The 23,749-nt window shown below is 38.6% G+C and carries 21 protein-coding genes; 14 read left to right on the top strand and 7 right to left on the bottom strand.

The genetic code is table 11. The features are described 5' to 3' along the window. The first annotated feature begins 197 nt into the window (after nucleotides 1-197). The 3 genes from HEQ36_RS23850 to HEQ36_RS23840 all read left to right on the top strand — a co-directional run bounded on the left by HEQ36_RS23850 (nucleotide 198) and on the right by HEQ36_RS23840 (nucleotide 1,883). Nucleotides 198-536 (top strand): hypothetical protein, encoded by a 339-nt coding sequence (locus HEQ36_RS23850; RefSeq protein ID WP_027403615.1) that lies wholly within the window; start codon nucleotides 198-200, stop codon nucleotides 534-536. A 75-nt stretch (nucleotides 537-611) separates the two neighbouring features. Next, nucleotides 612-1,151 carry a hypothetical protein gene (locus tag HEQ36_RS23845; protein WP_053537682.1) on the top strand — a complete coding sequence of 180 codons (540 nt, stop codon included), beginning with the start codon at nucleotides 612-614 and terminating at the stop codon, nucleotides 1,149-1,151. A 51-nt stretch (nucleotides 1,152-1,202) separates the two neighbouring features. Beyond that, nucleotides 1,203-1,883, top strand: coding sequence for an SDR family oxidoreductase (locus HEQ36_RS23840; RefSeq protein ID WP_168635151.1), 681 nt, complete (start codon nucleotides 1,203-1,205; stop codon nucleotides 1,881-1,883). A gap of 44 nt (nucleotides 1,884-1,927) precedes the next feature. On the opposite strand, the gene HEQ36_RS23835 is transcribed toward HEQ36_RS23840, so the two are convergent. Next, on the bottom strand, nucleotides 1,928-3,766 hold the full coding sequence (locus HEQ36_RS23835) for a bifunctional serine/threonine-protein kinase/formylglycine-generating enzyme family protein (RefSeq protein WP_168635516.1): 1,839 nt from the start codon (nucleotides 3,764-3,766) through the stop codon (nucleotides 1,928-1,930). A 693-nt stretch (nucleotides 3,767-4,459) separates the two neighbouring features. Between HEQ36_RS23835 and HEQ36_RS23830 the strand changes: the two genes are divergently transcribed. Beyond that, complete coding sequence (locus HEQ36_RS23830; protein WP_168635150.1) at nucleotides 4,460-5,047, top strand: hypothetical protein; 588 nt, start codon at nucleotides 4,460-4,462, stop codon at nucleotides 5,045-5,047. A 166-nt stretch (nucleotides 5,048-5,213) separates the two neighbouring features. Here HEQ36_RS23830 and HEQ36_RS23825 read toward each other — a convergent pair whose 3' ends face one another. The 5 genes from HEQ36_RS23825 to HEQ36_RS23805 all read right to left on the bottom strand — a co-directional run bounded on the left by HEQ36_RS23825 (nucleotide 5,214) and on the right by HEQ36_RS23805 (nucleotide 12,087). Further along, nucleotides 5,214-6,857 carry an acetolactate synthase large subunit gene (locus HEQ36_RS23825; RefSeq protein WP_168635149.1) on the bottom strand — a complete coding sequence of 548 codons (1,644 nt, stop codon included), beginning with the start codon at nucleotides 6,855-6,857 and terminating at the stop codon, nucleotides 5,214-5,216. 114 nt (nucleotides 6,858-6,971) lie between these two features. Beyond that, the gene (locus tag HEQ36_RS23820; RefSeq protein ID WP_053541152.1) at nucleotides 6,972-8,339 is read right to left on the bottom strand and encodes an NAD-dependent succinate-semialdehyde dehydrogenase; all 1,368 of its coding nucleotides are present in this window, start codon (nucleotides 8,337-8,339) and stop codon (nucleotides 6,972-6,974) included. A gap of 485 nt (nucleotides 8,340-8,824) precedes the next feature. Then, a complete protein-coding gene (locus HEQ36_RS23815; protein WP_053537686.1) occupies nucleotides 8,825-10,453 on the bottom strand; it encodes an adenylate/guanylate cyclase domain-containing protein in 1,629 nt (542 codons plus the stop codon). A 332-nt stretch (nucleotides 10,454-10,785) separates the two neighbouring features. Continuing rightward, on the bottom strand, nucleotides 10,786-11,667 hold the full coding sequence (gene ylqF, locus HEQ36_RS23810) for a ribosome biogenesis GTPase YlqF (protein ID WP_039201498.1): 882 nt from the start codon (nucleotides 11,665-11,667) through the stop codon (nucleotides 10,786-10,788). A 24-nt stretch (nucleotides 11,668-11,691) separates the two neighbouring features. Beyond that, on the bottom strand, nucleotides 11,692-12,087 hold the full coding sequence (locus HEQ36_RS23805) for a VOC family protein (RefSeq protein ID WP_053537687.1): 396 nt from the start codon (nucleotides 12,085-12,087) through the stop codon (nucleotides 11,692-11,694). 884 nt (nucleotides 12,088-12,971) lie between these two features. Here HEQ36_RS23805 and HEQ36_RS23800 point away from each other — a divergent pair. From HEQ36_RS23800 to HEQ36_RS23780, 5 genes are all read left to right on the top strand, one after another. Beyond that, on the top strand, nucleotides 12,972-13,841 hold the full coding sequence (locus HEQ36_RS23800) for a lipid kinase (RefSeq protein ID WP_053537688.1): 870 nt from the start codon (nucleotides 12,972-12,974) through the stop codon (nucleotides 13,839-13,841). Between the two features lie 210 nt (nucleotides 13,842-14,051). Continuing rightward, nucleotides 14,052-14,657 carry an exopolysaccharide biosynthesis protein gene (locus HEQ36_RS23795; RefSeq protein WP_053537689.1) on the top strand — a complete coding sequence of 202 codons (606 nt, stop codon included), beginning with the start codon at nucleotides 14,052-14,054 and terminating at the stop codon, nucleotides 14,655-14,657. 577 nt (nucleotides 14,658-15,234) lie between these two features. Next, nucleotides 15,235-16,833 carry an Hsp70 family protein gene (locus tag HEQ36_RS23790; protein WP_168635148.1) on the top strand — a complete coding sequence of 533 codons (1,599 nt, stop codon included), beginning with the start codon at nucleotides 15,235-15,237 and terminating at the stop codon, nucleotides 16,831-16,833. A gap of 395 nt (nucleotides 16,834-17,228) precedes the next feature. Next, the gene (locus HEQ36_RS23785; RefSeq protein ID WP_027403630.1) at nucleotides 17,229-17,651 is read left to right on the top strand and encodes a M48 family metallopeptidase; all 423 of its coding nucleotides are present in this window, start codon (nucleotides 17,229-17,231) and stop codon (nucleotides 17,649-17,651) included. A 352-nt stretch (nucleotides 17,652-18,003) separates the two neighbouring features. After that, the gene (locus tag HEQ36_RS23780) at nucleotides 18,004-18,255 is read left to right on the top strand and encodes a hypothetical protein (RefSeq protein ID WP_168635147.1); all 252 of its coding nucleotides are present in this window, start codon (nucleotides 18,004-18,006) and stop codon (nucleotides 18,253-18,255) included. A gap of 282 nt (nucleotides 18,256-18,537) precedes the next feature. On the opposite strand, the gene HEQ36_RS23775 is transcribed toward HEQ36_RS23780, so the two are convergent. Beyond that, nucleotides 18,538-18,894: an iron-sulfur cluster assembly accessory protein gene (locus HEQ36_RS23775; RefSeq protein WP_027403631.1), complete on the bottom strand. Its 357-nt coding sequence runs from the start codon at nucleotides 18,892-18,894 to the stop codon at nucleotides 18,538-18,540. A gap of 66 nt (nucleotides 18,895-18,960) precedes the next feature. Here HEQ36_RS23775 and HEQ36_RS23770 point away from each other — a divergent pair, with 66 nt between their 5' ends. From HEQ36_RS23770 to HEQ36_RS23750, 5 genes are all read left to right on the top strand, one after another. Beyond that, nucleotides 18,961-19,140, top strand: coding sequence for a hypothetical protein (locus HEQ36_RS23770; RefSeq protein ID WP_168466657.1), 180 nt, complete (start codon nucleotides 18,961-18,963; stop codon nucleotides 19,138-19,140). Nucleotides 19,141-19,191: 51 nt separating this feature from the next. Next, a complete protein-coding gene (locus HEQ36_RS23765) occupies nucleotides 19,192-20,808 on the top strand; it encodes a hypothetical protein (RefSeq protein WP_053537691.1) in 1,617 nt (538 codons plus the stop codon). 335 nt (nucleotides 20,809-21,143) lie between these two features. Next, nucleotides 21,144-21,314, top strand: coding sequence for a CopG family transcriptional regulator (locus HEQ36_RS23760; protein WP_190384048.1), 171 nt, complete (start codon nucleotides 21,144-21,146; stop codon nucleotides 21,312-21,314). A 227-nt stretch (nucleotides 21,315-21,541) separates the two neighbouring features. Next, nucleotides 21,542-22,996 carry a 9,9'-di-cis-zeta-carotene desaturase gene (gene zds, locus HEQ36_RS23755; protein ID WP_168635146.1) on the top strand — a complete coding sequence of 485 codons (1,455 nt, stop codon included), beginning with the start codon at nucleotides 21,542-21,544 and terminating at the stop codon, nucleotides 22,994-22,996. Nucleotides 22,997-23,293: 297 nt separating this feature from the next. Beyond that, nucleotides 23,294-23,737, top strand: a complete 444-nt coding sequence (locus HEQ36_RS23750) for an SRPBCC family protein (RefSeq protein WP_039201249.1) — start codon at nucleotides 23,294-23,296, stop codon at nucleotides 23,735-23,737. Nucleotides 23,738-23,749 lie beyond the last annotated feature (12 nt).

The following is a 23,749-nucleotide window of genomic DNA, read 5'->3' as shown; positions in this document are numbered from 1 at the left end:
GAAGCAATTCCAAGGGTTGTGATTGCTTCCCTTCGCTCGCAATGACTGTAAATATTTTTGTCCAATTACTTATTCCTGACGAAACAACAAGATAGAAATATTGATTTTCTTTGGATTTTTTGAGCTAAAATGGGAATACTGGGATTATCTCTGGCAGTAATTTTTCTAAATTATACATCTACACAACTCCAGCGAAAATGTCTCAAGATCCTCAACAATCACCTCAAATCCAAGAAGTAATTGGACTAAAAGCACAACACTTTGCTGATTTAATCAGAACCGCACAATTAGTTTTTGATCCGACTGCGGGAGTTACCGGCAGGAATGTCAAAATTGATTGGGAAGATTTTGGTATGCCTCGGAATATAGAGGATAATCTCAGAATTATTGGTGAAGAGTTTCAATATGCTTCTCCCCATGTTCCTGTTGATGTAATCTGGGGTAAATTAACCACAGAAACTCGAATTTGGTTTCTAGAAAAGAAAGATCAATTGTGGCAATTTGAAGAATTTTTACCTGCACTTGATGAAGATTAACTATTGCCAAAAATACTTTTTTCTAGTAGGATATATACATTTTGTATCCTACTTACTTACTAGAAAATAAAGTTGATGAAAATTATAAATTTCCAGTTTTTATTAGTTTTGATTTCTTTGATATTGCCGATAATAACTCCGGTTTGCCATAAGTCTAACATGGCTTTGGCAGGAAGTATAATAAATTATGATCAACCAATTATTAATCAGCAAATAGTTGTTAATAAGAGTGAATTTGGCGTAAAGATAGTCAACCCAGAAGGGAAAGTTAATTTTTTTCCAACAACTACAGTTCCATTAAAAGAAGGTGATGCTTATGGTTGGAGAATTACACTTAACAACTATCAAGGTAACATCAAAGGTAAAGTTAAATGGCGGGAAGTTTTAACTTTACCACAAGCCCCCGAAACTTGGACAACAGAAAATAATAAAAATTTCTCCATATCGAAAGATGGAAAAACAGCAACTTCCACACGCACAGTAACACCTGTGAATGGTGTAATTGAAAATTTTTGGACTATTGCTGCTGGAGATCCTTTGGGTAAACATCAAATAGAAGTCTATATTGATGAACATTTAATTGGTACTTTTGCCTTTGAAATAGTTCCGTTCTAAAATGACAGTTTTGTGCTAAATGTAAGTATAGCATCTTTTTATAGACTAATTATGTTAATCTCATCTTCCATTTTTCTAGCCGGTGCTAGTCGCGGTGTTGGGCAAGAAATCGCTAAATATTTGATAGCACAACAAATTCAAGTTAAAGCCCTGTTGAGAACAGAAGCCGCTGCTGTGGCAGCAAAAGCAATGGGTGTTTATCCAATTCTAGGAGATGCGTTAAATGTAACTGATATTGAACAGGCAATTTTAGGAAATGAACCTATTCAAGCCGTTATCAGTACATTAGGTGGTTTACCCACAGATAATATCAAACCTGATTATATCGGTAATAAAAACCTCATTGATGCCGCAGTCAAAGCAGGAGTTAAAAAGTTTATTCTCGTAACTTCCATTGGTAGTGGTGATAGTGTGGTGGCTTTACCGCCCCAAGCTTTAGAAGCACTCAAACCAGTTTTAATTGAAAAAGAAAAAGCAGAACAATATTTAATTTCCAGCGGACTTAACTATACAATTATCCGTCCTGGTGGTTTAAAATCAGCACCAGCAACCAACAACGGAATTATCACCGAAAATCCTCAGATTGTGGGTACTATTCATCGTGCAGATGTTGCCCAATTAGTTTGTCGCTGTTTAAATTCTGATCATACTAATAATAAAATTTTCTCAGCCATAGATCGGAACATGATATATCCAGGATTACCGGAATTTGTGGAATTTAATTTAGATTAGTTGTTGTTAACTTTGAGGACTAAAGTCCTCACTACTAATTCAATTTAAACAGAAAATACTACCCGAAACCCACACATTCTTAAACCACCGTCTGCTTCATTCCAACTTCTACTAGCGCTGCGACAAAGTTCTGCACCAAAATTCCATGCACCACCCCTTAAAACCCGACGATGTTTATCACCACCATCTTCCCAGACATTACCATTTGTAGGTGCGCCATGATAGTTATTATGCCAAGAATCTGCACACCATTCCCAGACTAATCCGTGCATATCATATAAACCAAAAGCATTAGCAACTTCAAAATAACCAACATTAGTTGTTTCTTTCCGAAATCTACTTTTTGGTTCTACAGAATAAGTATCGCTACCGCTACAGTTAATTAAATCAGAAGTAATAGTTTCTCCAAAATGGAAAGATGTGGTAGTTCCTGCGCGACAAGCATACTCCCATTCGGCTTCACTAGGTAAACGATATTCTCTCCCAGTTTTAATTGCCAATCTGGCACAAAATTCCACAGCTTCATACCAAGAAACATTTTCGACAGGCAAATTTGCACCTTTAAATTTTGAGGGGTTAGGGGGCAATTCTTGTTGAACTGGAGGTAAAGCTGCTATGGTTCTCCACTGTAATTGGGTAATAGGATATTTTCCCATGAAAAACGCTGGAACTATGACTTGATGTTGAGGACGTTCATCATCATCACCTTCACAACTTAGAGAACCCATGATAAAATTCCCATTGGGAATTGATACCATTTCTAAAGTTGTATTTCTGCCTAATTCTTCTTTAAAATATTTAGTATTTCGTCTATCACGGTTAACTTCTCTCCCCGAAGTATCTACGGTAATTACATAAAAATCAAAGTTGGACAAAGAAGGTAAGGGAACAGTAATTTTTGGGGAAGGTGGAAGTATTAATGGTGGTTTAGGAAAGGAAGAAAATTTAATGACTACGGGAGATTTAGGAAAGTTTAAATCATCCAAAACATCCATTGCTGATTGATATCTATCATGTGCAAAATGTTGGAGTAACTTATCTAGGATTTGCTTTAATTCATCACTAATAGTAATTCCTTTGATTCGTAAACGTTCTGCCCATAACCATTTAGCATTCATGGCATCATAAAGATGATCTTGAAGTTGTCCATAATCATTTTGTAATGGTAGATCTTGAGTTAATAAGCGTACACAAGTGACACCCAAGGCATATAAATCACTTGCTTGACAAGCAAACCCAGCCATTTGTTCAGTTGGGGCATAACCAAGGGTATAAATAGCTGTTGCTTGTCTAGCTATACTGGTTTGAGTAACTTGTTTCGCACCTCCAAAATCAATTAATACGGGTTTTCTATCACTATCTCGACGCACAATGTTTTCTGGTTTGATATCGCGGTGAATTACATTATGTTTGTGAACAAAATCTATAACTGGTAATAAGTCAGCCAAAAGTTGCCGAACTTGGGTTTCATCATAAGCTTGATTTTGCAGTTCTTCGAGAAGAGTTTTCCCAATAATAAATTCCTGTACTAAATACAAACTAGAACCTTGTTCAAAGTAAGCTAAAAGTCGGGGAATTTGGCCATGGTTTTCTCCCAAATCGTAGAGTCTAAAAGCTTCTTCTCTGAAAAATTCCGCTGCTTTGGCACGTTGTCCAGTTCCCTGAACTTGGGGGAAAAATTGCTTAATTACACAGGGTGCATTCAGTCTATCTACATCTTCAGCAGCGTAGGTTCTGCTAAATCCACCTTCACCTAATAACCTCAAAACCCGGTAACGGTTTCGCAGCATTTCCCCAAAATTACTTTCTTGACAACTCAGACAAGATTTAGAGGTTTTCGGGTTGAAGGGGTTGGAACAATTGGGATTTTGACAAATTTGCATAGAAGTTGGGAACATAGCATCCTGTAAAAGTAATCCCCAATTTTATTGATTTGTCAAAATGATTTTGATTGTTGTTAGAGGGTGTTTGAAAAGTTATGGTTGATGTATCAAATATTTTTTACCCCACCCTAACCCTCCCCTTGTAAAGGGGAGGGAACTGGATTTTTATTGTTTCCCCCCTTTACAAGGGGAAAGGGGGGTAGCAATGTGATGAAAATTACGGAATACCACTTTTCAAACATCCTCTTAGAAAAAAATAGTCAAAATATAAATTAGTTTATGGGAGAAGGTGAAAAAATCTAAGTTTTGATTTACTTATAAATAATACTTTCAGCTAGAAAAATCTGTGCTGTTTGTTGCACAGATTCTAATTTTTTTCCCAGTCCATTTCCTGCTTTGTTGGGTTTTATACTTCAACCCAACCTACAAATCTACAAATCAAAGTTTTTTCCAATTTGGACTAGGTATAAAAGCAAAACTTTATAGAAATTTGGTATAGAGTGTCTATTTAATTAAGATCCCTATGGGGAGTACCAGCAGGAGTATTTAAGGGTAGAAAAAATCAAGGTAAAATACATAAATTCTCTTTTATACTATTGAATAATTTGATCATTGCCATTGTAGTAGATTTGACAAGATTTTATGATTCTGGTATATTTATGCAGGTTTTAGAAATGTACTTTAACTTTTTTTATGTCACATTCTCCTACACCAGATAAAGATCCTGATCAAATCCAGAATGCTGATTCTGATAAAAAACAGAATATGAATTCCCAAGTTCATAGCATTTTACTTGCTCTGACTGATTTAATTGAGCAATTATCTAAATTAATAGGGATATTAAAGAATAATCCCATATTAATTAATATTATAGTGGCACTAGGAACGGGATCAATTTCATGGACATTTTATTCGGGTGATTTTCAAAACCAGACGTATCAAGAAGCAAAAATTAATTTGCATGATGTGTGTAAACATGAGACAACTAAAGAAGCATTCAGGGAGAGATATCCAAAAGAGAACGTAGAAAATTATTACGTAGCTATCCCTTCCCACAAGTTAAGCACAGATAAGCCACTGGTTTATCCAGTATTTCGATGGGTATGTCAGTTCAAAAAAAGAGGAATGACTCATGGTACTAATGATTCACAGGATATTAGTCCAGTAGGCCTTAATTTGGATGAATATTGTCGACAAGAATACCAGGCTCAATTACTTTACAAAGCAACTCATCGAAATTACAAAGATCCTAATTCTTTGTATTGTGTTAACCCTAATTGAGAATACACATTTATTAGCATAACAAGTGCTAAAGAACCACAATAAATAAAATCAATAAAGACCTAGATTTGTGGAGATTTAGCACTGCTAAACCGCTCCGTATTCAGGATATCTGAGATTGTGGGATAGGATTTCAAGATTGGGAAAATACCTACCCCACAAGGATTTAAATTTCGCAGCTTAACTCACCGGCTTTTTTGGTAAAACGGCGATTTTCTCGATAATCTACCCGACAATCTATCACCGCTGGTACATTTTGTGCCAAAGCTTCTTTCAGTAAAGGAATAAAATCCGCAACGGATTCGACGCGATAACCCTTTAATCCCATACTTTCGGCAAATTTGACGAAATCAGGATTACCAAAATGGACAAAAGATGAGTTACCTGGACCAAATTGATTTTCTTGCTTCCATTCAATTAAACCATAGCCACCGTCATTAAAAATCAGAGTAACAAATGGTGTTCCGACTCGCAAAGCTGTTTCTAATTCTTGACAATTCATCATAAAACCACCGTCACCAGTGGCAGCGACAACTTTACGATCTGGGTGAACTAATTTTGCGGCTAATGCACCGGGGATGGCAATACCCATAGCGGCAAAACCATTGGAAATAATACAAGTGTTGGGACTATGACAATGATAATGTCTAGCAATCCACATTTTATGTGCGCCAACATCAGAAATTACAATATCATCTGGTCCCATAACTTGCCGCAAGTCATAAATTAATTTTTGCGGTTTAATAGGAAATTCATCATCTTTGGCGTATTCTTCGTAATCAGCGCGAATGTTAGAACGCAAGCTAATAGAATAGGGATTGGGTTTATTGTGTCTGTCTGCTAATTTTAATATTTCATTGAGGGAATCAGAAATATCACCAACTATTTCTACTTGGGGAATATAACTACTATCAATTTCTGAAGAAGTTGCCGCAATATGAATAATAGGAATTGTTCCTTCAGGATTCCATTTTTTGGGGGAAAATTCAATTAAATCATAGCCAATTGCTATGACTAAATCTGTATTATCAAAGCCGCAGATAATGAAATCTCGTTGTTGTAATCCCACAGACCAAAGTGCTAAAGGATGAGTATAGGGAATAACTCCTTTACCCATAAAAGTATTGACGACGGGAATATTCATTTGGGTGGCAAATTGCGTGACTGCATCACTAGCATGGGCGCGAATTGCGCCATTTCCGACTAAAATGATGGGATTAACGGCTTGGGAAATTGCCCCAGCAGCGGCGCGAATACTGGCAAAGGAAGCATAGGTTTTTTCGCTATTATCCTTATTTAAAGGTTTGCCTTCGACAGGCATGGCGGCAATATTTTCTGGTAAATCAATGTGAACAGCACCGGGTTTTTCAGTTTGCGATCGCTTGAAGGCTTTTCTCACAACTTCGGGTGTAATACTCGGTCTGACAATCTGTTTATTCCACTTAGTAACTGGGGCAAACATTGCCACCAAATCTAAATATTGATGGGATTCAATGTGCATTCTATCTGTTCCCACCTGCCCCGTAATTGCCACCAATGGCGCACCATCTAAGTTAGCATCTGCCACCCCAGTCATTAAATTAGTTGCCCCAGGACCAAGGGTAGAAAGACAGACTCCGGCTTTTCCTGTTAACCTACCATAAACGTCAGCCATGAATGCAGCACCCTGTTCATGACGGGTAGTAATAAATTGAATTGATGATGTTTTTAAAGCTTCCAAAACGTGCAAATTCTCTTCTCCAGGGAGTCCAAAAACATATTGAACTCCTTCGTTTTCTAAACACTGTACTAATAATTCTGCGGTATTCATATCATTTCCTCAAAATAAAAAAATATCAAAATCACCAAATCAAGGCATAAATAAAAACCAATTATCTGCCTTTATCTGCGTCCATCTGCGTTCATCTGCGTTTCAAAAAAACAATCATTTCACCCAAACTGTCTTGATATTCACAAATTCATGAATACCTTGAATACTCAATTCTCTACCATAACCAGAACGCTTAATTCCCCCAAAAGGTAAACGAGGATCAGACTTAACCATGCTGTTAATAAATACTGCCCCGGCTTCAATTTCTTGAATTAGGCGATTTTGTTCTTCTGTATTTGTTGTCCATGCACTTGCACCCAAACCAAAGGGACTATCATTAGCTAATTTAATTGCCGCTTCGATATCAGGAACTCGGAATAATAATGCCACAGGTCCAAAAAATTCCTCTTGGGCAATTGGTGTATCTACAGGAATATCTATGATAATTGTGGGCGGATAAAAGTTCCCCGACATTTCTGTTAAAGGATGTCCACCTGTGAGGACTTTACCACCACTTTTTACCGCATTTTTAACTTGTTGGTCTAATTCTTGGAGAATATCGGGAGTTGCCAATGGTCCCAAATCTGTATCTGCTGCCATTGGATTACCAATTTTCAAAGCTTGAAATTTTTCTAACAGCAGTTTTTCAAATTGATCAGCCACAGATTCAGCAATTATAAAGCGTTTCGCAGCAATACAAGATTGTCCATTATTTAACATTCTCGCTGTTACTGCGGTGCTAACTGCTGTTTCTAAATCGGCACTTTCTAAAACAATAAATGGGTCACTACCCCCCAATTCTAAAACAGTTTTTTTGATTTGTTTCCCAGATGCAACGGCGAGGGATACACCGGCTGGTTCACTACCTGTCAAGGTTGCGGCTTTGATGCGATCATCAGCCATCAAATTGGCAACTTGGGCAGCACCAATTAACAATGTTTGAAATACACCTTTGGGAAAGCCGGAACGGTTGATAATATCTTCGATCGCCAGGGCGCACTGTGGCACATTGGAAGCGTGTTTGAGTAGCCCCACATTGCCTGCCATGAGTGCTGGTGCAGCAAACCGGAAAACTTGCCAAAATGGAAAATTCCAAGGCATGACGGCGAGAATTACCCCTAAAGGTTGATATTTTACAAAACTATGACTAGCATCGGTTTTAATGGTGACATCAGCTAGAAAACTAGGGGCATTTTCGGCATAATAACGACAAACCAGGGCGCATTTTTCAACTTCTGCGATCGCCGCTTTTAATGGTTTACCCATCTCCAGGGTCATCAATTTCCCTAAATCTGCCTTTTCTTGGTCTAAAATAGTTGCTACTTGTTCTAACCAGTGCGATCGCTCTACAAAACTCGTCTGACGATATCCTTCAAAAGACTTTCCTGCTAAATCCAACTTGGCAAGAATTTCTGTATCTTTTAGTGGCTCAAAAGTTTTGAGCGTTTCCCCAGTGGTGGGATTAATAGTAGCTATAGCCATAACCTGACCTCCCATTAAAAAATAGTTTGAGGTAGTTTACCAGTCTTACACACATTCACTACAGAAGCTAACACGAAAATTGACTTGGAGGGAAAATAATGAAAATAATTTGTCATTAAATCAATACCTCGCCAATTTGCCAATAGTATGCCAAAAGCCTATAAAATTGTCACAATATCAACAGGATTTTTGGATAATATTGTAAATTACGCTCTATTCCAGATTACCCACTAGTACCGCAAGGCGGAAGTCAAAAGTCAAAAGTCAAAAGTCAAAATGAAGACAGTATAGTCTTTTGGAGGATTTAGAATAGTTGGTTTATTTACGCCGTTTTGTACTAGTAGTTAGTCAAATTTATTTTGACGGGTAATGATCGGAAAAAACTTCTGTTCTTCCCTCCCCTACCTCCCCTGCCCCCTGCTTGCCTTCACCCGTCATTTTCGGGTTGACGGACTACTACCCATTACAGCACATCGTCAGCAATATTATAGTTCATACATTTTAGTTTGATATAGCTTAATGGAACGATCAATTCCTTTAAAACGATAAGCTCCGATATCAAAAAAATCAGATTTTTCTGACAACATATTATAAGTAACTTCACTAATTACACATTCACCAGGAGAACAAATAGTCTCCATCCTAGCTGCCAAATTAATTGTCGTTCCTAAAGCAGTATAATCCACCCTCTGAGAACTACCAACATCACCAACTACAGCTTTACCACTGTTAATAGCAATCCGTAATTGTAAAGGTTCTTGCCAAAAATGATTAGCATTGAGATGTTTTAACCGAGTTAGCATTCCCTTCGCTGAGGCAACTGCCCTATCTGCATGACCTGGATCTGGGTCAGGAGCGCCAAAAAATGCCATAATACAGTCACCAATGTATTTATCTAAGGTACCACTATACAAAAATACTTCTTTCAACATTTCTTCAAATAAATTATTTAATAATTGAGCAATTTCTGTAGGTGTCAATCGTTCAGAAATTGCCGTAAAACCGACTAAATCTGCAAATAAAATACTAATTTCATTTTCTCTAGGCGCTAAACGTCCATCAGGAGAACCACCAACAGCTATCAATTGTTGGACAACAGCCGGAGAATGGTATCTTTCTAAACGATGACGAATTACTTCTTCATTTTTGAGTTTGTCTACTAACAACGAACGTTGCACGCTAGAAGCTACAATATTAGCCAAAGCTGAAAAAAAGCTGAGTTCTTCTTCCCCTTCGCTTTCCCAATGAGATGAAGACAGACTAGCATCAGCATAGAGAACTCCAATTACTTTGTGTTCATCCCATAATGGGACAGCCATAGCACTACGAATACCTTTAACTAAAATACTTTTCTCCCTAGAAAAACGTTGATCAGATTGAGTATCGGCACTTTGAATAGCAATTTTTTCTGCAAATACTTTTTGACAAATACTGCGACTAATCCAACTACCATCTGTAGCTAAATGTTCTTGTTCGGAAATATTTCTAGTGGCAGAATTTATTAACTCTAAATTACCATAATCATCGATTTTTACTAATAGGGCTAATCGGTCAATACTATCAAGATAACGAAAAACCACCTGTTGTACTTGGAAGAAAATTTCCTCAATAGATGCAGCAGCACAAAGATTTTTAGCTATATCTACCAAATCTTTAAGACGAGCAATAGTTTCATTTTGATTATTGTTATTGCTATTAATAGTATTAGCACTTATCCATTGTTGTTGTAGTTCCTCAACATTCCGAAAAATTGTTTTTTGTAGTTGAGTATTGACCTTTTCTAAAAATATATTAGTATTACCATTTGTATTTATATTTTTGAATTTTACTAATAATTTAATGTTGCCCAAGGAAATTACATCATTATTAGCTAATTCTTGGATACCCGTAATCAAATACTGATTAACTTGCGTACCATTTTTACTACCTAAATCCTGAATAGTCCACACATGATCAGAACTTTTGACGATTCGCGCATGATTGCGAGAAATTCCTTCAATGGGTAATACCATGTCACATTCTGGCAACCGTCCAATCATAAATACATCTTTATCTACTGGAACTAATGTTTCGGTATGTCCTTCTTGCTGGAAAACGAGGGTAAGTTGATTCATGACTGTTATATCAGGCTCGAAGCTAAGGGCGCAAGTATCAGTGCAATTATACTGTAAACGGTTCATAGTTTAACCAAATATGAAACCCCTCTGGTAAACCTCTCCAGTATTAGGGAACACCAAAAAATAAATTACCCCCTTTAATCTCCCGGATGCTTTGGGAAGGTGGGGGGGTAGGGGAGGTGGGGGGGGTAGGGGAGGTGGGGGGGGTAGGGGAGGTGAGGGGGTAGGGGAGGTGGGGGAGGGGGTTAGGTTTCTGGAGATTATCGGTTTCATCTAATACTTTTCAAACACCCTCTAATGCTAATTTTGAAAATATCACAAATTAGTATTTAAAATGGTGGTAATTCTAAGGAAATATTACCCAAAAGTCCTTTCCGAAAATCGGTGATCATTTGTCTGGCAGCACGTTCTACATCACCTTTATAACGATGTTCTGCTAAGACTTGTAAGTAGTCTTCTCCTGTGTGGATGATGGAATCTATCTCATACCGTGACAGTAATGGATGTGGTGGTAATAAATGAGAATGTGTTTCCTGAAGTTCGTTAAGTATATCTACGAATGCTGCGGCTATGAGTTGATTGTCATAAGCTGCTTCACCAATATCGTCACAAATAGCTAATTTGACGGCTGCGGCTTGGCTGTCCAGTCTGGCAGGAATGACACCAGGGGCATCCAGTAATTGTAATTGATCAGAAATTCTTACCCACCGCAGTTGCCTAGTAACACCGGGACGGGCAGCGCTTTCTACGACTCGTTTTCCTATCAACCTGTTAATTAAGGCTGATTTACCGACATTGGGAAAACCAATGACGACAGCCCGGACGGGACGGGGTAACATTCCTCTGTCTGTGCGGCGTTGGTTAAGTTCAATACCTGCTGCTTGGGCGGCTTTGGCTATGGCGGTGACACCTTGACCATGTTGGGCGTTGGTAAAATATGGAACTTCGCCTTGATTTTTAAACCACTCTATCCAGCGCGATCGCACTTGTGGCAAAATCATATCTACCCGGTTGAGTACCAATATCCTGGCTTTTGTCCCCACCCATTCATTCATTTGGGGGTGATTTGTAGTTATAGGAATACGGGCATCTCTTACTTCTAAAACCACATCAACCCGTTTTAGCTGTTCTTTGAGATTTTTTTCAGCTTTGGCAATGTGTCCGGGATACCATTGAATCAAATTTAATTTGTAATTTTGTGTGATTGACATTTATTGTTTGTTAGTTGTCATTGGTCATTGATCATAATATTTGCCTGGTCCCTGTTGATGAGATTGATGTAAAATTAAACGGTTGCCGTCGGGGTCGTAGGCATAAATTTCTTGTCCGTGAGAAGCTATAGAAATGTCTCTTTGTGAGGTACAGCCTAAATATGTCAGGTGAGATATGGCAGTTTCTAAATTATTCACTTCCAAACATAAACTGAGCGGACTTTGGGAATTAACAACAAATTCTGGCTCATTTGTTGATTTAGGTTTAAAAATACCTAACTTTAAACCAGCAATGTGAAACTCAGCATAGATATGGGGAATAAGTTTCTTTGGTTTTTGTTCTAGTAATTGAGTATAAAAGCTGACTATATTATCAAAATTAACTGTGGCTATAGTAACGATAACACTATTATATTGCATATTTATATTTACCATAGATTTGTCACAAGAGCGCAGTTAATTCACTCTTACAGCAGAATTCACCGAGTCAGGGTTAAATAAGGCACTCTTTTTAGCATACTACTGTTCTCTACTCTTGCACAACTGTGAGCGATCGTTAACTTTTTTCTTAGAAGTCATGATCTTGCGAGTAATATCCTCTAGTTGCTATGTATTCGTTTAAGTAAGTGAACAAAATAAAAATGAGGGGTATTGCGTTTTTTAAAATGGCTGAAACTCAATCAGAATCTCGTATTGAGACAACTTTACATACCGTTATATACCTTTAAATTTTTCTGTTCACCTACTTATGTTCAATAATTATCTAAAAGATTTGGATTTAATGTGGGGGTAGCGCCCCCGTGCCTACCCCGGTATTTGGGGCAACCACGGGGGGTTTGCCCCTACAAAATTATTGGTTTAGAGATTTTTAAAATTTTTAAGGTTTCAATGTCATGAAACCTTAAAATGAGAATTGCTCTAAAATCAAAGATTTGGGCATACAAAGCTCAAAAAGCGATGGGAAGATGTTTTTCAATGTTTTGTAAAATTGTTAATGAACTCATATTTATTTTGGGTTGCAAAACTGCCACTATTCTATATCAATAAAACCAAGTCAAAATATTATTAAATAATAGATATTCTAGATATTCCTTTAGATAGATATAAATAAGTCGGGAATATTTTTATTCAAACTAAATAATGATTACTATAGACAAAACCAAATAATTGATGCTCCGTTATACTAGAACCATATTACTGTATTGTATAATCAGTTAAGTCTCAACCTTTTAATCATCCTGCACTGAGATTTTCAGTAAATTGATGTAAATAATTCCATATACAAACTACAAAAGGCAGCTAAAATGAGTATCCGCGCACTATTGTTAGTAAATAGTAATTCCCGTAAAGGACAAGAACGTTACCAAGAAGCGATAAATTGTTTCAATAAATTGGGTTTAGAGATAATTACAGAATCTACAGAACATCCAAATCAATTAGGTGATTTGATTCGGCATTATCAACAAGAAATAAATTTGGTAATTGTGGGTGGCGGTGATGGTACACTTAATGCTGCTATTGAGGCGATAGTTGAGACTCAATTACCTTTGGGTATTTTACCATTAGGAACTGCTAACGACTTAGCAAGGACTTTAGGAATTCCTAACTCTTTAATAGAAGCGTGTCAAATTATTGCTTCTGGAAAGTTACGGAGGATTGATTTAGGTTCTGTAAATGGCAAATATTTTTTTAATGTGGCTAGTTTGGGGTTAAGTGTAAAAATTACTCAACAATTAACTAAGGAAATTAAACGGCGTTGGGGTATATTTGCTTATGCGGCAATTGCATTCCAAGTAATTTGGAAATCCCGCCCTTTTAGTGCAGAAATTCGCATGAATGATGAATCAATTTATGTTAAAACTGTGCAAATTGCTGTGGGTAATGGTCGCTATTATGGTGGGGGGATGGCTGTAGTTCACGATGCAGCTATAGATGATCAAAGGCTGGATCTTTATAGCTTAGAAATTGATCATTGGTGGCAAATTCTGCCTTTGCTGCCGGCTATGCGTCAAGGACGACATATTCATTCGCCAAATGTTCGCGCCCTGGAAGGTCAGGAAATCACAGTATACACTCGCAGACCCCATTCTATTAATACAGATGGAGAAATCACCACCCATACTCCGGCTGTGTTTCGGGTTGTTCCTCAAGCGATCGCTGTTTTAGCTCCCTAACTATCATCTTAAACTATGATTTACCTGATTCATCTGATTTACTTGATGATATCTTGACTATTATTTATGTAATTAAACAGCAGGTTGCCAGTCAACGAGGTAAAAAATCAACATCAAAACTCCTATCTGTCAACAAGTAAGCATCTAGAGGGGTTCACTCCTCAATTTTGCTGTATTATAAGAATCACAAAAATCATTAAAATCATAGCTATGAATTTACGCTTTTCTCAAGAAATTAAATCTCTTCTAGAACGTTTAAGTGAACAGCCGCTAACTTTAGGTGATATCCTCGCAGAAACTTCTGAACGGGGGTTTAGCTTGGTAATCACATTACTAGTATTACCTTTTTTATTTCCTATGCCTCCAGGCTTGACTAGTCCTTTAGGCGGTGCTTGTTTATTATTATCATTGCAAATGGTTTTAGGAAGAAAAACGCCTTGGCTACCCAAAAAAATTGCTAATTATAAATTTCCCAACGCTTTCGCTAAAATCATCTTACAAAATCTGCGTCGTGTTACCAGGATATTAGAAAAAATTGCCCGTCCCCGATTACAAAAAGTCGCTAATCATGCTTGGATTTGGCGATTTAACGGGCTGTGCATCTCTTGGTTAACAATATTATTAATTTCCCCCATTCCTTTTACCAATCCTATTCCGACTGTGGGGATTTTACTTTTAGCCGTTGCGACCATTGAATCGGATGGTTTACTAATGTGTATTAGCTATATTGCTACTCTTTTAATTACTATACTATTTGGTTTTATTGGTTATGCCCTATGGTTAGCCCCCAATTTACTGCCTGCTATTTTCAAATAAAATTTTTGACATTTCCTATGACAAGTTGCTAAAATAGAAATCCCAAAGCCAAGAAAAACCCCCAACTAAAAGCTGAGGGTAATAGTTTAATTAAGGTGCATCTACTATTTGAGTATCCATTGCCTGTCTTCCTCCATCCGGATAGTTTGGGTGGAACTTTGATTTTTCTATGCTGCTAAACTACCAGATCCCCGACTTCTTTAAGAAGTCGGGGATCTAATATCTTAAATGTAGCACGGCTAACCATGCGGCTGATAGTAACCCAGCAATACTCAAAGTTACGCCACTAAAAGGATTTTTAACAGCCACGTTTTCGGCAAAAGTCCAAGTAAATTGGGTGCTTTTACCGTCAACTTTAATATCATCAGGAGTAATCCCACTGGCAAAATCAGCTTAAAAAAAATAATAATAGTGAACTTTGGAGTAATTGAGTACCAAATTGCAGTAATTCCTGGGGATGTGATGAACTACCCCGTTTATTCTAGTAATAGGTGGTGGGTAATTGGTAATTGGTAATAAGTAATTATCCCCTGTCCCCTTGCATCCTGTTCTCTATTTTCTGAAATAATATTAAGATATGGCGATCGCTATTGATTTTGGCACAAGTAACACAGTTATCACTCGTTGGAATCCTGTCACTCAACAAGCAGAAACCCTGAATTTGCCTGGGTTATCAGCGCAACAATTCCTCAACCCACCACTAATACCCAGCTTGGTTTATGTAGAAAATGCCAGCACGGAGACAATTATAGCTGGACAACAGGTATGCGATCGCGGTTTAGATATAAAAACTGATCAAAGATTTTTCCGTAACTTTAAACGCGGAATCGGTGCAGATATTCAGGGTTTTTTACCAGAACTGGATGGTAAAAACATTACCTTTGAACAAGTAGGAAAATGGTTTTTAAGCCAGGTAATTGCCGAATTAGCCATCCTGGAAGGGAACATAGATTCCTTAGTTTTAACTGCACCTGTAGACAGCTTTGAAGCCTATCGTTACTGGTTAGGGAAAGTTTGTCAATCACTACCCGTCGCACAAATACGAATGTTGGATGAACCCACCGCTGCGGCTTTAGGGTATGGTTTAGCAGATCAAGGAACTCTCTTGGTTGTTGACTTTGGTGGAGGAACATTAGATTTGTCTTTGGTAAGCTTAGATCAGGGGAAACAGGCTAAAACCAAACCTTTAGGATTTCTCCTTAAATGGGGTGATAAAACTCTAGGTGAAGATTCTAAACAAAAGCCTAAAACAGCCCGTGTATTAGCTAAAGCAGGGCAAAATCTCGGCGGAACTGATATTGATAATTGGATAGTAGATTATTTTGCAAAAACCCAGGGATTACCAGTTAGTTCTCTCACCGCACGACTCGCAGAACGAGTGAAAATTCAGTTATCTACCCATGATCAAGCTAGTGAAGTTTATTTTAATGATCAAACTTTTGAAAGTTATGAAATGGATCTTGATCGTTACACCTTTGAAAATATTTTGAAAGAAAACGGATTTTTCGATAAGCTGCATGATTCAATGATGACATTACTACAGCAAGCGCGACGCTATGGCATAGAAATTGATGATATTAATGCAGTATTATTAGTTGGTGGAACTGTACAATTACCAGTGGTGCAGACATGGATAGAACAATATTTTGAACCAGAAAAAATCCGTCGTCGTCTGCCTTTTGAAGCGATCGCACATGGTGCATTACAAATCACCCAAGGCATAGAAATCAAAGACTACCTTTATCATAGCTATGGTGTGCGTTATTGGGATCGCCGTAATCAACGTCATAGTTGGCATCCTATCATTAAAACCGGACAACCTTACCCCATGACTCAACCCGTAGAATTAGTTTTAGGTGCTTCCGTAGACAATCAACCCAGCATTGAGTTAATTATCGGGGAATTAGGTGCAGAAAAAGGTGCGACAGAGATATACTTTGATGGCGATCGCCTAATTACTCGTCAGCTTGATACTCGTGTAACTACCGTTAAACCCCTTAATGATAGTGTAAATGCCAGTAAAATCGCCAAACTCAAACCTCCAGGATTTCCCGGCAGCGATCGCATTAAAATCTATTTTCAAGTAGATGAACAACGGTTTTTAAGGATTACAGTTGAAGACCTATTAACCAACAACACCTTAGTAGAAAATCAACTGGTGGCACAATTAAGTTAATTATAGCGGACTTTTGTCCATTTCTATACAATATAGGGTGAAAATCACACGCTTCTGCAAGATTAATGAGTAAAATTTACGGGCGTTGCTGATTAAGGGTATGAATTTTAGTCTCACGCAAAGGCGCAAAGACGCACTGAGGTTTGAGTTTTAAAGGTTCAATTTGGGAATTTCATACCTCAATTCAGCAACGCCTCTTTTACCTACTGCTAGGGAGAAAACGTGAACAATGCAGTAGAACCATTTCTGATAATATTGTGAGGATTCACCGAGTTAGAAGTTAGAATATTTGTTTGCATCAGGAATATAGAGAAGCAATTTTTCCCATAAATTATTAAGCTTGACGCGAAAACCCCTAATTCACAACTAACAACTGACAACTGACTAAAAAACAAATGACTAATACAATTGATTCCCTGTTTGATACAGGTTTAGAACGTTATAAAGCTGGAGAATCTGTAGAATCCTTGATTCCTGTATTTAAAGAGGTATGCGATCGCTCTCCTAAAGCTAGTTCAGCCTGGATTTGTTTAGCTTGGTTATATCTTCTTGATAACAAAGGTAAATTAGCTTTCAACGCTGCTAATAAAGCCGTGAAACTCAATCCCCAAGACCCACAAGGCAGAATTAATCTAGCCTTAGCTATGCTAGAAACAGGTCAAAAAGGTTTGCGGGAACACATTGACGTAGCACAACAATTGATATTTGTCAATGAAGAATGGCAAGAAGAAGTCAAAAATAGCATTGAAGATGGTTTAACCAGAAAACCTGATTGGAAAAATTTAGCCAAAGTTAAAAAATGGTTATTTGAAGAATAGGGAGTAGGGGGAGTAGGGGGAGTAGGGGGAGTAGGGGGAGTAGGGGGAGCAGGGAACAGGGAACAGGGAACAGTTTAATCACCCAATTACCAATTACCAATTACCAATTACCAATTACCAATTACCAATTACCAATTACAAAAGAAGGGAACAGGGAACTCTTAACTGGGAGCAAATAAGAAACTTTAGTTCTGAGTTTAAAGCTCAGTCAAAAAAAGGATGTTTTTAAAAGATGCGTAGCACGAAAAAAACAGTGTCATTATTTCAATCTCATGTTTAGAAACATGAGTTTTTCCTGTTCCCTGTTGCCCGTTCCCTGTTCCCTCTGAACAATTACCAATTACCAATCAAAATGAAAGACAAATTATTAAACTGGCTCAATTTCATATTAGTTGCTGATGTTTTCCTCGTAATTTTAGGTTTTGGGTGGCTGGTGATAGCCGTGATTGGTGATGCTTCTGGAATTAACCTGGGATTAGATTTGTGGCACCAACTGTGGATACCAGTATTTAACCCCGCTATTGGTATATTGATGGGCGGTGCGTTACTTAGTGGCATTATTAGCTGGGTATCTAAAAAGCTGACTAAAAATGAGTTATCGTAAATGGCGTTGCTGAATTGAGGTATGAAATTCCCAAATTGAACCTTTAAAACTCAAACCTCAGTGCGTCTTTGCGCCTTTGCGTGAGACTAAAATTCATACCCTTAATCAGCAACGCCCAGGAAAGTTTCAAGTTAAACAGGACTTGCAGCAATGCAACTACGGTCGGGCAGACCGAAAGTTAACGCTTGGGGAGAGTCCCATCTCTGAGGTAGATAACGCAAGGAGTCTAGTTTAAGTGGTCTCGTTGAACCAAGAATCCCCGTGTCTTTAGACAGGGGAGTGTCAAACGCCGAAAGACTTACCGCAACCACAAGTTTGGGCAGCATTGGGGTTAGTGAATTGGAAACCACCACCAATCATGGCATCACTATAATCCAGCATTAAGCCGTAAAGGTAAAGTAGACTTTTGCGATCGCTAATAATTTTGAAGCCATCATAATCGAAAACCTCATCATCAGGGGTAATCTTGCTGACATCCTCAAAATCCATCATGTAAGACATTCCCGAACAACCACCTTGTCTGACTCCCACCCGCAAGCATAAATCTTGCCCTTGCTTATCTTGAAGAGACTTCACCTGACGCAATGCCGATTCAGATAACAGAATTCCCCGTTGTTGAGTTTGAGTTGCTTGGGTCATAAATTTTTAACTCCTGAACTAGTTTTATCAATATTCCAGTAGGCATTCTTGTACCTCTGGGTTGCTATGAATGTTTTTGTATTTATTTTAGCGACATTACGACGGCAAAAAAGCATAAGAAGATGGGAAGATGGAAAGATAGGAGAAAATTTTAGAATAATCCCCTCTCTATCAAGTGTTGTTCCTTTGTCAGCAACCTCAGATTTTTATCCTAGAATTGAGGGGTTAGGTGTGTTGAAAGATTAACCATTCCCGAAATTCCCATTCTCAATCGCTTTGTTTTGATTCACTTACTCTATGACAAGTTTTAATCGCTCTACCAGTCGCCGGTTGCAGAAATTAACCCAGATTCCTTCTGTATGGGAGGGCGATCGCCGTCCACTGTCATCACCACACACCCCATTTACAGATCCAGATACCAAAGGAGACTGCATTCTTTGGGTAGATGCCTCAGAAGGCATTGTTAGAGGCATAGACATGATAGATCCCGCCCTGGGTCCAGAAGCCATTGTGCGTACCCTCATGCGGGCAATAGAACATCCCCAAAGCCCAGCCAAACCCGGTAGACCACAAAGAATAGTTGTGCGCGATCGGGAAATTCAATTTTACCTGCGCGGAGTCTTACAGGATTTAGACATTGCCATTGACTACGTACCGGAATTACCCATAATTGACGAGCTATTTCGCTCTTTTGCCGAAGTCATTGATAGCCAAACTCCCGACTTACCACCCAAATACGCGAAACTCCTCCATGATAAAGCCTTAGAAGTCTGGCAAACTGCCCCTTGGAGATTTCTAGAAGAACAGCAAATTTTATCCATAGAAATCAATCAATGGGATGTAGAAAAACTTTATGCCTCCGTCATGGGAATGTTGGGCATTGAGTATGGCATTTTGTTTTATCGTTCGGAAGATTCCCTCAAACGGTTTCGGGCTGCTGTTTTAGCTGATGAAGATGAACTAAATCAAGATTTAGAAGAAGCCTTCCTCAAACAAGATTGTCTATTTCTCACCTTTGACTCCCTGCATGACAACGAAGATGATGATCCGGGTAATTTGGCACAAATGCCACTGTCCGAAATTCAACCCACCTTCGGCAATATTCACCCCCTAGAAGGGTTACGTTCCGTTTTGTATGAAGAAGAAGCACTACTCAGTTTTGTTGCCGTAGAAAGTTTATTGCGGTTTCTCCGTGACCACCATCGGCAATTATACGACGAAGATTTTCTTACCCTGAGCCAACGTTATCGAATTTCTCTACCAGAACCCGGCAACAATCGCAAATCCTTAACTGTCACTGTCTCTACCATGCCAGAGTTGACAGCAGAACTAGAGGAAATGGCTGGTTTTGATTTAGATGATGAAGATGAAGACGACGAAGATGATTCCATATTTGAAGCATTAAGAGACGACTTAATCCCAGAAGACGCTTTCATGAGTTTGGGTGTCTTACCCTGGGAAACATTAGATTACCTGCGTCAAGCACCTAATTACCAAGCAGCAGGGGAATTTGAACAAGTCGGTGATGGTTTACCTGTGATTGTCATTCAAACCTCCCGTCCCAAAGCTAAAGGGATTATTGAAAATATTCAAGCCGCTGGAGGATTAAACGCCATCTGCTTTCACACCGTCACAGATCCAGTAGATGATGATCTATACGACTTAGGTTTATTGCAAACGCATAACAGTGAATTATTTTTGTTTGGGCAATTTTTAGATGACGACCCAGTGCATATAGAAGCCAAGCGAAAATGGCATCAGCGGTGTCAAAATACTCAAGGATATTGTGGGTTAATTATTGCCAAAGGATTGACTGGAACTTCTCGTGGTAATCCCCAGTTAAGAGATATGATGGCTTTATTAGAAGCTCATGTACTTTCCTCGGAAGAATTAGGCTTGGAAACGGTTGACTAAATAAATAGATATACCTAGAATTTATAAATTAAATTACAGGATATCTATAACAATCCAATTTTGTTTTTGTAAGATTGTCCTGATCTATTTTCTTCCCTGTTCCCTATTTACACATTGATAGGTCGAATCAATGGCAATCAGGCTCAAATTACCAGGAATTTCCAGTATTCAAGCAAGGTTATCGCCAAATTTATTTGGGTAAGTAGTTGACAAACTGAAAATTTTAAATAAGATTAGTGTTTTTGTTACATTTTTAATTCAGACTAACTTTCATAGTCTCATTTTTGTTTTGAGTGACCAGACTCTCTAAATCAAGTTAATATACAGCAAAGTGCATGATAATGACAAACAAGAAATGGGCGGTTAAACGCATAACAGTGAATCTAGCTACACAAGAAGCGGAAAAACTAGAAAAATATTGTCAACAGACAGGTAGACCAGCAACAGATGTGATTCGAGAACTGATTAGAAGTCTCCCTCAAGGGGAAGATGTGACAGGAGGGTGATAGACGACAGGGAGTAGGGAGTTGGGGGAGTAGGGAGTTGGGGGAGTGGGGGGAGTGGGGGGAGTAGGGGAGTAGGGGGAGTAGGGGGAGTAGGGGGAGTTGGGGAGTTGGGGAGTTGGGGAGAGGAATTTTACTGATGACAACTGACAACTGACTAATGACAACTGACTAATGACAACTGACTAATTCAGTTACAATTTGTAAAGAAACTGAACAAGGAAGAGGGAATGCGCGTTGCAATTGTGGGTGCGGGATTAGCAGGGTTAGCAACTGCTGTAGATTTAGTAGATGCTGGCTGTGAAGTAGAAATTTTCGAGTCTCGTCCGTTTGTGGGGGGTAAAGTTAGCAGTTGGGTAGATGGTGACGGCAACCATATTGAAATGGGGCTGCACGTCTTTTTTGGCTGCTACTACAATTTGTTTGAGTTGATGGAGAAAGTGGGGGCTGGTGATAATTTACGCTTGAAGGAGCATAGTCATACTTTTATCAATAAAGGTGGACAAACTGGGGCATTAGATTTTCGCTTTTTCACGGGTGCGCCTTTTAATGGATTAAAGGCGTTTTTTACCACTTCTCAACTTTCGATACGGGATAAATTCCAAAATGCGATCGCCCTGGGGACTAGCCCAATAGTTCAAGGTTTGGTAGACTTTGATGGGGCAATGAAAACTATTCGCAAATTAGATAAAATCAGTTTTTCCGACTGGTTCTACAGTCACGGAGGCAGTAAAGGCAGTATCAAACGTCTCTGGAATCCTATTGCTTACGCCTTGGGATTTATAGATTGTGATCATATTTCCGCCCGGTGTATGTTGACAATTTTCCAGTTTTTTGCTGTCCGAACAGAAGCTTCAATTCTGCGAATGCTCGAAGGTTCACCTCATGAATATTTACACAAACCTATTGTTAAGTATTTAGAAGAAAGAGGCACAAAAATATACACCCGTCGTCAAGTCAGAGAAATTCAATTTGCTGAGTCTGGAGAACAAACCCAAGTTACAGGGATATTAGTTGCCCAAGGTGATACAGAAGAAGTGATCACTGCTGACGCTTATCTATGTGCTTGTGATGTTCCGGGAATTCAACGAGTTTTACCCCAACCTTGGCGGAAATGGTCAGAATTTGATAACATTTATAAGCTAGATGCTGTCCCCGTCGCTACAGTACAGCTACGTTTTGATGGTTGGGTGACAGAACTACAAGATGAGGAAAAACGGGGTAAAGGCGGAGTGACACCACCCTTACAGGCAGCAGGTATAGATAACTTATTGTATACCGCTGATGCTGATTTTTCCTGTTTTGCTGATTTGGCTTTAACTAGTCCCGCCGATTATTATCGTCCTGGAGAGGGTTCATTGTTACAACTGGTATTGACACCGGGAGATCCTTTCATTAAACAAAGTAATGAAGCGATCGCTAATCACGTCCTCAAACAAGTGCATGAACTATTTCCCTCTTCAAGAGACTTAAACATGACTTGGTACAGTGTCGTCAAACTAGCTCAGTCTTTGTACAGAGAAGCACCAGGAATGGATGTCTATCGTCCTGATCAAAAAACACCTGTTCCTAACTTTTTCCTAGCTGGAAGTTACACACAACAAGATTATATTGACAGTATGGAAGGAGCAACAGTTTCTGGAAAACGTGCGGCTAAAGTAATCCTTGAAAGTGGGAAGAAATAGGGGGTAGGGAGTAGGGGGAGTAGGGGAGTAGGGGAGTAGGGGGAGTAGGGGGAGTAGGGGGAGCAGGGGGAGCAGGGGGAGCAGGGAACAGTTTAATCACCCAATTACCAATTACCAATGACCCATTACCAATGACCCATTACCCATTACCAATGACCAATGACCAATGACCAATGACCCATTACCCATTACCCATTACCAATGACCAATGACCAATGACCCATTACCAATGACCCATTACCCATTACCAATTACCAATTACCAATCTAAAATCTAAAATCTAAAATCTAAAATCCTATGAGTGAATTGTTAGAACACAGCGTCCAAGTAGAAGTAGAAATTCCCATAGAACTAGCATGGGAATTGTGGTCTGACTTAGAGCAAATGCCTAAATGGATGAAATGGATTGATTCGGTGACAATTTCTCCAGATAACCCAGAAATTTCCCTGTGGAAACTAAGTACAGGAGGGTTAGAATTTGCTTGGAAATCCCGAATTACTAAAATGATTCCTAATCAAATTATTCAATGGGAATCGGTTGATGGTTTACCAAATCAAGGGGCTATTCGGTTTTATGATCGTCATGAGATGAGTGTTGTGAAAATGACAGTTTCCTATGCTATTCCTGGATTAATTGGTAAACTTATGGATAACTTATTTTTAGGAAAAGTGGTAGAATCCACAATCCAGGCAGATTTGGAAAGGTTTAAAGAATATGCCTTGAATGTGAAAACCAATTAAGTGTAAAATTGA

This window comes from Anabaena sp. 54 (assembly GCF_017355725.1).
Lineage (GTDB): Bacteria > Cyanobacteriota > Cyanobacteriia > Cyanobacteriales > Nostocaceae > Dolichospermum > Dolichospermum heterosporum.
This window is presented reverse-complemented; position numbering and strand designations above follow the sequence as displayed.